Source organism: Aristophania vespae (assembly GCF_009906835.1).
In the GTDB taxonomy this organism is placed as follows: domain Bacteria; phylum Pseudomonadota; class Alphaproteobacteria; order Acetobacterales; family Acetobacteraceae; genus Aristophania; species Aristophania vespae.
Genome location: NZ_CP047652.1, coordinates 601189 through 613938, shown reverse-complemented (window position 1 = coordinate 613938; position 12750 = coordinate 601189). Strand labels below are relative to the sequence as shown.

Annotated in this window: 15 protein-coding genes; 6 read left to right on the top strand and 9 right to left on the bottom strand. The window is 42.9% G+C overall.

Annotated features, from left to right (window positions below):
• Positions 1-48 precede the first annotated feature (48 nt).
• From pyrH to rpoZ, 7 genes are all read right to left on the bottom strand, one after another.
• On the bottom strand, positions 49-786 hold the full coding sequence (pyrH, locus tag GT348_RS02750) for a UMP kinase (RefSeq protein WP_160618412.1): 738 nt from the start codon (positions 784-786) through the stop codon (positions 49-51).
• Positions 787-879: 93 nt separating this feature from the next.
• Entirely contained in the window at positions 880-1785 is a 906-nt protein-coding gene (gene era, locus GT348_RS02745) for a GTPase Era (RefSeq protein ID WP_160618411.1), read from the bottom strand.
• Entirely contained in the window at positions 1778-2524 is a 747-nt protein-coding gene (rnc, locus tag GT348_RS02740; RefSeq protein WP_160618410.1) for a ribonuclease III, read from the bottom strand. The genes era and rnc overlap by 8 nt, the downstream gene beginning before the upstream one ends.
• Before the next feature lie 2 nt (positions 2525-2526).
• A complete protein-coding gene (lepB, locus tag GT348_RS02735; RefSeq protein WP_160618409.1) occupies positions 2527-3366 on the bottom strand; it encodes a signal peptidase I in 840 nt (279 codons plus the stop codon).
• Positions 3367-3439: 73 nt separating this feature from the next.
• Positions 3440-3853, bottom strand: a complete 414-nt coding sequence (gene acpS, locus GT348_RS02730) for a holo-ACP synthase (protein WP_160618408.1) — start codon at positions 3851-3853, stop codon at positions 3440-3442.
• 6 nt (positions 3854-3859) lie between these two features.
• Positions 3860-6145, bottom strand: a complete 2286-nt coding sequence (locus tag GT348_RS02725; protein WP_160619418.1) for a RelA/SpoT family protein — start codon at positions 6143-6145, stop codon at positions 3860-3862.
• 109 nt (positions 6146-6254) lie between these two features.
• Positions 6255-6620, bottom strand: a complete 366-nt coding sequence (gene rpoZ / locus GT348_RS02720; protein WP_160618407.1) for a DNA-directed RNA polymerase subunit omega — start codon at positions 6618-6620, stop codon at positions 6255-6257.
• 287 nt (positions 6621-6907) lie between these two features.
• On the opposite strand from rpoZ, the gene GT348_RS02715 reads away from it, so the two are divergent.
• From GT348_RS02715 to GT348_RS02705, 3 genes are all read left to right on the top strand, one after another.
• A complete protein-coding gene (locus tag GT348_RS02715) occupies positions 6908-7447 on the top strand; it encodes a LabA-like NYN domain-containing protein (protein WP_236646561.1) in 540 nt (179 codons plus the stop codon).
• A gap of 159 nt (positions 7448-7606) precedes the next feature.
• Complete coding sequence (locus GT348_RS02710) at positions 7607-8476, top strand: NAD(P)-dependent oxidoreductase (RefSeq protein ID WP_160618406.1); 870 nt, start codon at positions 7607-7609, stop codon at positions 8474-8476.
• 103 nt (positions 8477-8579) lie between these two features.
• The gene (locus tag GT348_RS02705; RefSeq protein WP_160618405.1) at positions 8580-9188 is read left to right on the top strand and encodes a superoxide dismutase; all 609 of its coding nucleotides are present in this window, start codon (positions 8580-8582) and stop codon (positions 9186-9188) included.
• An 86-nt stretch (positions 9189-9274) separates the two neighbouring features.
• Here the strand turns inward: GT348_RS02705 and yajC are convergent, their stop codons facing one another.
• Positions 9275-9622, bottom strand: coding sequence for a preprotein translocase subunit YajC (gene yajC / locus GT348_RS02700; protein WP_160618404.1), 348 nt, complete (start codon positions 9620-9622; stop codon positions 9275-9277).
• 86 nt (positions 9623-9708) lie between these two features.
• On the opposite strand from yajC, the gene GT348_RS02695 reads away from it, so the two are divergent.
• Positions 9709-10575: an ATP-binding protein gene (locus tag GT348_RS02695; protein ID WP_160618403.1), complete on the top strand. Its 867-nt coding sequence runs from the start codon at positions 9709-9711 to the stop codon at positions 10573-10575.
• Positions 10576-10580: 5 nt separating this feature from the next.
• Positions 10581-11000, top strand: a complete 420-nt coding sequence (locus GT348_RS02690; RefSeq protein ID WP_160618402.1) for a (deoxy)nucleoside triphosphate pyrophosphohydrolase — start codon at positions 10581-10583, stop codon at positions 10998-11000.
• Here GT348_RS02690 and GT348_RS02685 read toward each other — a convergent pair.
• Positions 10975-11883: an SMP-30/gluconolactonase/LRE family protein gene (locus GT348_RS02685; RefSeq protein WP_160619416.1), complete on the bottom strand. Its 909-nt coding sequence runs from the start codon at positions 11881-11883 to the stop codon at positions 10975-10977. The genes GT348_RS02690 and GT348_RS02685 overlap by 26 nt on opposite strands.
• A 99-nt stretch (positions 11884-11982) precedes the next feature.
• On the opposite strand from GT348_RS02685, the gene GT348_RS02680 reads away from it, so the two are divergent.
• A complete protein-coding gene (locus GT348_RS02680) occupies positions 11983-12732 on the top strand; it encodes a competence/damage-inducible protein A (protein WP_160618401.1) in 750 nt (249 codons plus the stop codon).
• The last annotated feature ends 18 nt before the right edge of the window (positions 12733-12750 follow it).

Here is a 12750-nt window from a genome sequence, read left to right as displayed (position 1 = left end):
TGGGTTAGCTTGATTAACCGCATTCATAAAAATAATTAAGGTAATCTCTTAAGATTCCACGATTTTTGTAAAAGCCCCTTCACCACGGATAACAGCAGAAAAAGCGCCTGGGGCATGCATATTAAACACGATAATCGGCAATGCATTTTCTCGCGATAGGCTAATGGCTGTTGCATCCATGACACGCAAATCCCGTGTTAAAACTTCTGTATAGCTCAGTTCGTTATAACGTTTGGCATCTGGGTTGGTACGTGGGTCGGCAGAATACACACCATCAACTTGTGTGCCTTTGAAAAGAGCATCACACTCCATTTCGCTTGCTCTTAGGGCTGCCGCTGTATCTGTTGTAAAAAATGGATTACCCGTCCCCGCAGCAAAAATTACAACGCGCCCTTTTTCCATATGACGCACGGCACGACGACGTATATAAGGCTCGGCAATAGAGGCCATATGAATGGCTGACATAACGCGCGTTCCAACATCGCGGCGTTCGAGAGCATTTTGCAGCATCAGAGCATTAATAACCGTTGCCAGCATGCCAGCATAATCACCCTGAGCGCGGTCCATCCCTTTTGTGGCAGCGGCTACGCCACGAAAGATATTTCCTCCACCCACAACAAGACATACTTGCACGCCATTTTCGGCAACATGTGCGATATCAGCCGCAACCATTTCTACCATTTCTGGGTCAACACCAAAACTGCCCTTGCCCATGAGGGCTTCACCCGAAACCTTTAACAAGACTCTCTTATATGGGAGGCTCTCTTTTGTGTTAATGTCATTCATAATTTTCCACTCCCCCATAAAGTTTTGTTCTTCGCTTCCTCTTACAGCCCTCATTTAGACTCAACAAGAGAAAGCCACTATTCTCTTTTTTACTTACGCAAAATCTGCAAGGCCAAGAGCTTTTAAGCGGGCTGTTTCCTCATCCCATTTTGCTCTTTCTTTGACATTAAGAAAAAGATGGCAAGGGTGCCCTAAAAGGGATTCCAACTGCTGACGGGCCTTCATACCAATCTCACGGATACGATGCCCTTTTTCTCCAATTAAAATGGCTTTATGCCCGGGACGTGAAACATAAATAGTAATATCTATCCGCACTGAACCATCGGGACGGTCTTTATATGATTCAGTTTCAACTGTTGTTTGATAAGGTATCTCTTCCTGCGTCTGAAAAAACACTTGTTCACGAACAATTTCGGCAGCAAGCAGGCGATCGGGTAAATCTGTAAGATCATCCTCAGGATATAAATAAGGACTTAGTGGTAAAGTTTTTGCCAATGAATTCAGCAAATCATCGACACCACTTCCTTTTTGAGCACTGATCATAAAAATATGCTCTGCGTTTAAAAGCTGAGATATTTCTTTAGTTAAAGGCAATAACTGATCTGGTGATACTAAATCTGTTTTATTAATTGCCACCCAAACACGTTTCTCACTCTTTTTTAGCTTTTCGGCAATTTCAAGCACATCGTCTTGCAGGCCTTTACGTGCATCAATTAAGAAAAGAGTGATATCTGCATCTTGAGCCCCGTTCCACGCAGCATTAACCATCGCCCGATCTAACCGGCGCCTTGGTTTGAAAATTCCTGGTAAATCCACAAAAATAATCTGGCTTTGCTCTCTCATAACAATGCCTAATGTACGAAAGCGCGTTGTTTGCGCTTTTGGGCTTACAATAGAGAGTTTAGCACCGGCCATACGGTTGAGAAGTGTTGATTTTCCAGCATTTGGTGCACCAACTAACGCTACAAAACCACAATGGGTTTGGTTATGATCAGACACTTTTTGTTTCCTGCCCTAATTTTTTGAGAAGATCGACTGCTGCTGCACTTTCAGCTAGTCGTTTACTCTTAGCTTCGCCTTTTCCAACATGATTCAAGGCTGTTACTTCTACCCGGAAAATAGGTGCATGAGAGGGTCCTTCAGAAGAAAGAAGCTCATAACGTGGAAGATCATTTCCTTTACCTAGCACATATTCCTGAAGGAGTGTTTTAGGTTCCTTATGCGGTGTTTTTTCACGGTCAATTTCATTTTTCCAAAACCGATGAATGAGCTTTTTAACTTTTTCAAGACCCGCATCTAGGTAAAGGGCCCCCAAAATAGCTTCCATCGCATCAGCTTTCACACTTGCAAGCTCTCTGATACCGGCATTTTCTTCATGCTGTGCGATTAAAAGAGCCTCTGAAAGACCTATTTTTTCAGCAATTGCAGCAAGAACTGGTCGTGACACCAAATGAGCGTGACGCGCGCCTAATGCCCCTTCCTGCTCTTTGGGAAAACGCTCAAATAACCATTCTGCAACAACAAGTCCTAAGACCCTGTCACCGATAAATTCGAGCCTCTCATTGGAATTTTGGGAGGCTCTTCCAAAATGCTGCTCTTGCACAACTCTTTTAGCGCGACGAGATGTTCGGCGCACTAAAGCAGATCGATGAGTTAAGGCTTCCTGCAATAATGAGGAATGGATAAAAACATGCCCTAGTCTTTTTTGGAGCGCTATAATTTTCTCGTTATAATCCATAATTAATTGATACCGTGAAATGTACGCCCCCAGCGGATCTCAGTTGGCCAATACCAAAAAGCCCAGGAAGGGTGTTTTAAATCTATAGAAAACATGACTCTTTGTGCACGCCCAATAAGATTTTCTGTCGGCACAAAACCTAAATCTTTATCTGTTGCTTTTAAAAAATCATTACCCGCCGGGGCTGCACATTTTCCTGTCTCGCGACCACCCTGAAAGCGGCTATCGGCACTATCATCGCGATCATCACCCATCATGAAGAGGCATCCTGCAGGAACAACATATTCCTTTGTATTATTTGCCTCATCATCTTCGCGCATTTTTAATATTTCGTGTTTGACTATTTTCTTGCCATCTTCACGAGGTAGATTTTCGAGATAGCGCGTGCCGCTTAATAAACGGTCATTTTCATCATTAACAGCATAATGGCCAAGATTATCGCGTGGCACTTCTCTGTCATTAATGTAAAGTTTACCGTCTTCCAAACGGATATGATCGCCAGGAAGGCCTATAACTCTTTTTATATAATCAATAGATGTATCCTGCGTATAGCGAAACACGGCAACATCGCCACGATGAGGCGTGGATCCAAAAATTCGCCCTTCAAATAGCGGCAATGAGAATGGAAAAGAGTATCGTGAATAACCATAACTATATTTAGAGACAGCGACAAAATCACCTATTTGTAACGTTGGAATCATAGAACCAGACGGAATGTTAAATGGCTCTATCAGTAACGAACGAATAAAGAACACACCGACAATGATAATAAGACATTGACGTATAAAATCGCCTAAGCTTTCCTCTTTTTTTCCAGAAGCTGAATTTTTGGCCTTACTCATTGTGCTTTTTTATCCTTACACGGTCATAGTTAAAATCGTCGTTAAAACAAATTTCTTTGTAATATAATGCTGTTTAGACTGTCTTTATTGGCAAAGCCTGAATAAGGACATTGGCCATTGCAAAAGGTGGATCATCGCTCAATGTGAGCAAAAGATGAGCTTCATGTCCTTTTGGAACGAGCTGCTCAAGTACCTTTGCTGCTGCTCCCTGCAAGACTAAACCTGGGGCACCATTTTCCTGTCTTGTTACCAAAATATCGTGAAAATGCACTCCATTCGTAAAGCCCGTTCCTAGCGCTTTTGTGCAGGCTTCCTTTGCTGCCCAGCGTTTGGCATAACCCCCTAAACGCATTTTAGGGTTTAACTGATCAACATATAAACGCTCTTCAGGAAGAAAAATCTTTTTCAAAAATAGATCCCCATGCCTTTTTATCACTTTTTCTATACGCGATATAAGACAAATATCGGCACCTATTCCGAGGATCATCCCCGATTATCCTTTAGCTCGTTCAACGTGAATAACGCCTTCGGCTGTATTAAAAGCCGTTCGAATATTCATCAAATGCCTCAAATTACATACCTGCACATCTACAACTATCTCCATAAAGTCAAGCTGACGCTGCGTTATTCTTAAATTAACAACACTGCTTTCGTGACGAGATGCTATATTTGTCAGGGAGGCTAACACTACCGGATCATTACCAGCGACAACAGTTAGCCGCGCTATAAATTTTCGCCCTTCTTTACCCTTGGCATTGAGAACATCAGCACTCCACTCGACTTCCATTAATCGCTCAGGCGTATCAGCAAAAGCGCTTAAATTATGACAGGTTTTTTGATGGACCGAGATACCCTTCCCCTGCGAAATAATCCCTATAATATTATCTCCAGGGAGTGGCCGGCAACAGCCAGCAAAATTGATCTCTATGCCTCGACCAATACCACTTAATATTTCTGCTTCAAAATGATCATCGCGCCGCTCGGAACGAGTTTCTTTTAAAGAAGACTGCTTACCCGACAAACCAGGCACCATACGCGGTGCCCGCCCGCGACGCCCTAATTCTGGATAGGCAGCACCAACAATATCTCTCGGATTAAGTTGCCCACTACCAACAGCAATATAAAGATCAGCCAGAGAATTTTGTTTTAAAGAGCTTAACAGTCCCTCTAATACTTTCTCAGTGCCTTTGACACCTTCCTGCCTAAAGGCACGGGCAATGGCTGCTTTCCCATTATCTAAATTTATCTGCTTCTGCTGCGCCGCCACAAAGCGGCGAATACGGGCTCTTGCTTTACCTGTAACAACAAAACGTTCCCAAGAGGGAGAAGGCACCCCTCCCCTGGCCGTCATAATCTCAATTTGATCGCCATTTTCCAGAATATGACGCAAAGGGACTAAACGGCCATTAACTTTTGCACCTACACATCGATCCCCTACCTGGCTATGAACAGCATAGGCAAAATCAACGGGTGTCGCACCACGAGGGAGAGAAATAAGCTCACCCTTAGGCGTAAAACAAAAAACTTGATCCTGATAAAGTTCAAGCTTTGTATTTTCTAAAAATTCATCAGGTTCCTGACTATCTTCTAAAATATCGAGAAGATCCTGAACCCAACGAAGCTTTCTTGTGTAACTGCTAAAGCCCTCTGAAAGCATGGCCGTTTCATCGCCATCTTGAGGATTCTCTTTATAGGCCCAATGCGCTGCAACACCATTTTCTGCCAAATCATGCATTGCTGGAGTTCGAATCTGAACTTCGATTTTCTGACTATGCGGCCTATAAAGCGTTACGCCTGTATGAAGCGACTGATAGCCATTGGCCTTGGGAGTAGAAATATAATCTTTAAAGCGGCCCGCAATCATAGGATAGGCAGCATGGACCGCCCCTAGTGCGAGATAACAGCTTTCTCTTGTCGGTACAAAAATTCTGAAAGCCATAATGTCAGAAAGCTGCTCGAAAGCGACATTACGGCGTTTCATTTTCTCCCAAATTGAATAGGCCGATTTTTCTCGCCCTGTAACTTCAACCTCTTTTATCCCAGCTTCAATGCATAAATTTTTGAGTTCTTTAGAAATTTCTTCAATCATATCTGCGCCCTGCCCACGCAGATAATTTAATCTTGCCCTGATAGAAGCATCAGCTTCTGGCTCAAGATTAACAAAAGCAATATTTTGTAACTCGGTCTTAACACGATCCATACCGATACGCTCGGCAAGAGGTGCATATATATCCAGGGTTTCGCGAGCAATGCGCTGCCGGCGATCGACACGCTGCACATAATGCAGAGTGCGCATATTATGCAGACGGTCAGCCAACTTAACGATGAGGACGCGTATATCTCGCGACATTGCTAAAACAAGCTTACGAAAATTTTCCGCTTGCTTTGTACGGTCTGATTGCAGCTCTAAACGTGTTAGCTTTGTGACACCATCAACAATAACAGCAACATCACGTCCGAACTGCTTTTCAAGACGTTCATAAGTTACATTAGTGTCTTCTATCGTGTCATGGAGCAAACCGACTATGATAGAGGTCTTATCCATCCTGAAGCCGGCAAGAATATGAGCAACAGCAATAGGATGAGAGATATATGGCTCACCATTATCGCGGCACTGGCCGTCATGTGCCTCTGCCGCTAAATCATAAGCGGCTTTAATCTCGTTTATTTCAGTTTGAGAAAGATAACCCTCCAGCCGCCTCATTAGCCCCGTGATCGGAGGATGAAAATCTTTTTCAGCAGCGTGGGGGCCGTCAGGCTGAGGGCCATCTGCCCTCATTTTTCCTGTTTCACTTTTTCCATGAGGTAAAGATGAGGAATGCGCAGTCATAACTCACCTCACTCATCAGAAAGGAGAAAGACTTAAGCCAGGTTGTGTGAAAACCTGCTTAACGTCTTCTAGACCCTCTAGAAGCATCGTCAGAAGCCATGTAGCTTGCTTCTTCCTCAGCGGTCACGTCCTGAAGACCGAAGATATTTTGATCTGTTGGAATAAGATCCATAACTTCTTCATCAGCAGGCTCAACTTCTGGCTGATGCCCCATTGAACGAACAATACCGTTACGAAGTCCTTCGAGAGAGACACTTTCATCAGCAATCTCACGCAAAGCTAGAACCGTGTTTTTATCGTTTTCACGATGAATAGTCAGTTCTTCGCCCCGACTTAAACCTCTTGCACGCTGGGCAGCAAGGAGAACCAACTCGAAACGGTTAGAAACTTTTTCAATGCAGTCCTCAACGGTTACGCGCGCCATAGGGCTAAAATCCTTTTATCGCATTCGAATAATGGCGGGATTATCATATATCTGAAAAAATCCCATAGCTTGAGTATCATAGATATCACGACTCAGCTATCTAACGCAATCTTGTCAAAAGCCAGCTTTCTCAAACTATCTCATCAAACCTAAACTATGATCAAATAAATTATGCTCATGCATTTTTGAGGATGAAATAGACTCATATTAGTGCTTAAATACTTAGCGTTCATAAAATATAAAAACAATAACCCACTATATCACATACACTGAGAAAATTAAGAAATATGAAACATGTGCTTTTTAGCCGTAATGACAAGACATCGCTTTTTATAGACGGATTAAATCTTTATCACGCGAGTCGTGCTTTGGGATTTGAAATTGACTTCAAAGGGTTAAGACAGTTCTTTGTCGAAAATACTCATTTTATAAGAGCTAATTATTATGCCAGCATGATCGAATCAGACGAGCACTCGCCGTTACGTCCCCTGGCAGACTGGCTCGTTTATAATGGATATCACTTAATTATTAAAAAGGCGCGAGAATATACTGATCACTGTGGCAAGAAACGCATTAAAGGCGGTGTCAGTGTTGATTTGGCGGTAGATTTGCTCCAGCAATCCAAGAGGTTAGACCATGTCGTAATTATGAGTGGCGATTCTGATTTGCGCCGCGCTGTTAGTGCCTTGCAAGATAAAGGCATACGAGTCACGCTCATTTCTACAATTAAAACGCCCCAACCCATGATTAGCAATGATCTGCGCCGTCAAGCTGACCAATTTATTGAGTTAAATGATATTGCTCATCATTTTATCCGCACTGGTTAAGATCACAATCACGCTAACAACGCTTTTAATGGCATTTAATATAAAGAAATCCCTCGCAAAAAAGAGTTATAAAATGAGATAGCTAGACCAATCTTATCTTTGGCTTAGCAGTCTAAATAAAAAATAACTCTTTGAGAGATTTAGTCAGGAGCGCAAAAGATGCATGATCGAGTCATTGGCTTTATAGGATATGGCGCAATGGCGTCACTTATGGGCAGAAATCTTGCTAAGGCTGGTTACGAGATTCTCGCTTACACACCTTCAGGTGAAGTCCCAAGTGACGATAAAGCCGTATCAATGCTCACATCCCCCCGCGAAGTGGCTGAGCAATCAGACGTTATCATCCTTTGCGTACCTGATGACAAAGCAGAAAAACATGTTTTAGAGGGGCGATATGGTCTTTTGGCAGGGCTAAAAGCTGGTCAGCTCCTTTTGGATACATCAACAGTATCGCCGGCACAGGCTGATAATCTGGCTTCTATATTAAGTGGTTATGAGGTTCAGAGCCTTGATTGCCCAATGTCTGGCAGCACGCCTGAAGCTGAAAAAGGTGACCTTATTTTATTAGCAGGTGGTCATGAAGCTGACCTTAAAAGGGCAAAACCTATTTTGGACATTATTGGCCGTGTTACTATTCACACTGGCGGTAGAGGCAGCGCGGCACGGCTCAAATTAGTCATTAATGGCATTATGGGCGCAACTATGAGCATTATTGGTGAAGCTGTATCTTACGGGCTGGCAGCCGGCATTAAACGCGATACTCTATTTAATACCCTGCAAGAAGTTGCCGTTATAAGTCCTCACCACAAGCGCAAATTAAAAATGGCGCAGGAAAAATCTTTTTCATCACAATTTCCAACACGTTTAATGGTTAAAGACATGTTGTTATTGTTAGATTCTGGGCGCAATCACAGTGCGAGCCTTTTAGGTATGGCCATTGCCACTCAAGCCTTTGAGCACTTAAATGAGATTCATAAAGATGAGGATTATTCTGCACTAATTGGCCAGATAGAAGCAGAACTTTCATAATTTACAACGATCTTATAGCCACGTAGTGCTTGACGCCGTGGCTTAGGCTCCATAGCTAGTCTGATACGAACCTTATATTTCTCACCCATATTAGGAGCTGATTATGTCATTTTCACTGCCGTCCTTACCTTATGCAGCAGACGCTTTGGCAGAAGCAGGCATGTGCCAAGAAACTCTTGAATTTCATCATGGCAAACATCACCTGGCTTATATCAATACGCTTAACACCCTTGTAGAAGGTAATGCCTCCCTGCAGGGTAAGTCTCTCGAAGAGCTCGTCCAGCTCTCTCACAATAATGCTGATTTGACACCTGTCTTTAATAATGCCGGGCAGCACTGGAATCACAGCTTCTTCTGGGAATGTCTAAACCCTAAAGGTGGCAAGATTCCTGCTAAATTAGAAAAAAAGATCATTGAAGATTTTGGATCTGTCGATGAATTTAAAGCTGCTTTCAAACAGGCCGCTACCACACAATTTGGTTCAGGTTGGGCATGGCTGGTTCTTAGCCCAGAAGGCAAATTAAAAATCACGAAAACAGGCAATGCGGGCACACCAATTGCTGAAAAACAGGACCGTCCCCTTCTGACCTTTGATGTTTGGGAACATGCTTACTACATTGATTTCCGCAACCGCCGTCCTGATTACACAACAAACTTCCTCGACCGCCTGGCTAATTATGAATTAGCTGAGCATTTGCTCCAAACAGCTTAATGAGCAAGTAACTTTTTAAGCTTGGCATTAAACAAAAAAGCCCTGCATTCTTAACGAATGCAGGGCTTTTTTAACAGTTTTAAACCTTAGGCATCATTGGCAGGTTTATCGCGTGGAATAACTGTTGTTATGGTCGTACGAACAATTTTTACACGCACATTTGAAGCAATTTCCACTTCTACCTCTGGTGAATCTTCGCGTGTTGCCTGCACAACACCAACAATTCCGCCTGCTGTAACAATTTTATCTCCACGACGAAGAGAGTTCTGTTTCTCACGCAGCTGACGCTGACGCACTTGCTGTGGCCTGATAAGCAAGAAATAAAAGACGACAAAAATTAGAATTAGGGGACCATATTGCATAAGGGTTGCAACAGAAAAAGCCCCTCCTGCTGTGTCAGCTGCATAAGCCGTTGAGAAAAATATTGTATTCATGGGATTCTTGCTTCCATCTTGAAAATTAATGTAACGAACCATATCGTCAGGAGAATTAACGTCAAGCGCTCATAAAAAGGTCTCTTATGTCACAATCCGATTTGTTACCTATTTTAAACCGTATAGCTGACAGTCTTGAGCGCCTGGCCCCGCCCCAACAAGATGCAAACTTACTTGAAAGCTATGATATTGATGCTTTCTTATGGCAGGGGGCTATAAGTACTCTCCTTCCTGTTCCCAAAGTGCAGTCTGTACCATTATCACATTTATGTGGCATCCAAAGACAAAGGGACATCGTACTCAGAAATACGCAACAATTTGCACAAGGGCTAGAGGCAAATAATGTCATGCTTTGGGGCGCGCGCGGTATGGGTAAATCGTCGCTCGTCAAAGCATGCACCTTAGAGGTCAATAAAACCCAACGTTCAAAAAATTTGCCCCCTTTGGCCTTAATAGAAATTCCCCGTGACGAATTATCTACCCTGCCAAAATTACTTGCTATATTACGCCAATCATCACGCCGCGTTATTTTATTTTGTGATGATCTTTCATTCGAATCTCAGGATGCAGACTATAAATCACTCAAATCTGTTTTAGATGGAGGCATTGCGGGTCGACCAGACAATGTTGTGGTTTATGCCACCTCAAATCGTAAGCATCTTATGCCCCGCGATATGATAGAAAATGAGACAGGTTCTTCTATTAATCCAGGGGAGGCCATTGAAGAAAAAGTCTCTCTTTCTGACCGGTTTGGCTTGTGGATTGGGCTTTATAGTGCCTCGCAAGATGATTATCTTGCAATTGTCAAAACTTATGCAAGCGCCCAGTCTCTTCCTATTGATGAAGAAACACTGACTAAAAAAGCCCTTCAATGGTCTTTAGCACGGGGAAGCCGGTCTGGACGGGTTGCCGCTCAATTTATTACGGCTCTTTCCTCAGAATTAAAGGCTTAGCCCCGATGACATCTTCTAAAAAACTGGTTTTAGTATCGGCCGCTATATTAATTGACGAACAACAAAATATTCTTTTGGCTCAAAGACCTAAAGGAAAACCACAAGAAGGATTATGGGAGTTTCCCGGAGGAAAAATTGAGCCAGGAGAAAGCCCGGAAAAAGCACTTACGCGTGAATTATTTGAAGAATTAAACATCATTGCGCAAGAAAAGGATTTATCACCTTTCACATTTATCAGTGAAGATTGCGAAAGATTTCATCTGCTTATGCCTCTTTACATCATTAAAAAATGGAAAGGCACGATTGAAGGAAAAGAAGGGCAGGAATTTCGATGGATAAGAGCTTCTGAACTTGACTCTTATCCTATGCCCAAACCTGACCTTCCCTTAATTCCTAAGCTCAAAGCTCTTTTGCAGTTTGATTAAGCAAAAAAGACTTTTGCGGAGTCCCTGCAATATCAGTTCTAAAGGCAAAAAGACCGCCCGCTAGTGGTTCTTTGGCCAGCTCTTCACTAGACAAACCTTTTCGGGCGGTGGTGACAAAAACCGTGCGGTAATCATCGCCCCCAAACGCAATTTTAGTTACATTTGAAACTGGCATTGGAATGAAAGGAAGTTCTGTTCCATCTGGTTTAAAACGCACAATACGCCCTCCACCAAATGTTCCACACCATAAATTACCTTGTGAATCCGTTACTAATCCGTCAGGGTAACCGTGATCTAATGTAGCAAATAACCGTTTACCCTTGAGTGCTCCGCTCTTATCCAGATCAAAAGCATAAATGCGCTGCTGGGGACTATCAGAAACATAAAGCACTGTCCCACAAGGTGAGACAGCAGGGCCATTTGATACAATATAACCCTCATCCCAATGACTAAGCTGCAAAGAATTTTCTTTGTGCTCTACACGGTAAATTGAGCCGGTCTTTTTTTCCTCATCATCATCCATTGTGCCAAACCAAATCCGACCTTGCTGGTCAACACAACCATCATTAAGGCGATTACCCGGCTTATCTGGCTCTATAAAACAGGCTTGAGAAAATGCGCCCTTTTGAGCATCAAAATGATGCAATCCATCGGGCATTCCAACCAGAAAAGAACCATTACTCACAGGCAATATAAACGCAATGCGAGATGGTGCCTTCCAGGATGTCAGATCTTGAGTTGTCGGGTTAAAACGATGAAGTGTTTCCCCAATTATATCAACAAAATATAAAGCTTTTTCCTTAGCTATCCATATAGGCCCTTCACCCAGCTGAGCTTTGAGATCCAGGACACAGGCTGGCTTATTTTTCTCTGATGTTTTCATCAAAATCTCACTCTTCAAAACTGGTATGGAGTTTCATCTTACATAAACTAAGCTTACACTAGATTGATTGTTTAAAAATAATGATAGTGGGATAAGCTCATGGCTCCGCAAACTGCCTGTTTTATTGTCATTGGCAACGAGATACTTTCTGGGCGTACACAGGATGCCAATACAGTGGTGCTCGCACATGCCTTAAATTGCCAGGGCATTAAACTTGAGGAAACCCGTACTATCCCAGACATAAGAGAGCGTATTATCAGCACGCTGAATGAGTGCCGTACACGCTTTGACTTCATATTTACGAGCGGCGGTATCGGCCCCACTCACGACGATATTACAAGTAGCTCTATCGCTGATGCTTTAGGCTTGCCTCTTACATGCCACGAAGAAACCTTCACTCTTCTTGAAAAATGTTTTGAGCCGGGAAGTTTTAATAAAGCGCGACAACGTATGGCCTGGTTTCCCCAGGGGGCAGAACCAATTAAAAGCGATATTTCTGTAGCTCCAGGCTTTTCTATCAAAAATATTTACGTCATGGCTGGCGTGCCGAGTATTTTTCATTCCATGGTTAATTGGCTTGTACCGCGCCTCCCTAAAGGGAAACCCCTACAATCCCTATCCTGGTATGGATTTAATGTTTATGAAAGCTCCATCGCTGAGCCTCTAACAAAATTACAGGAAGAATATCCTACGCTCGATCTTGGCTCTTATCCCTTCGAAAAAGGAGAGAAAAAAGGAGTCGCATTAGTCGCTAAAGGATATGATGCTCAATCTGTTCAGGAAGCAGGAAAAAGAATTAAACTGATTTTACAAAATATAAAGGCCACCCCTTTTGAGGGTGACCCGTAATAAGTTTTATCTTTTTGA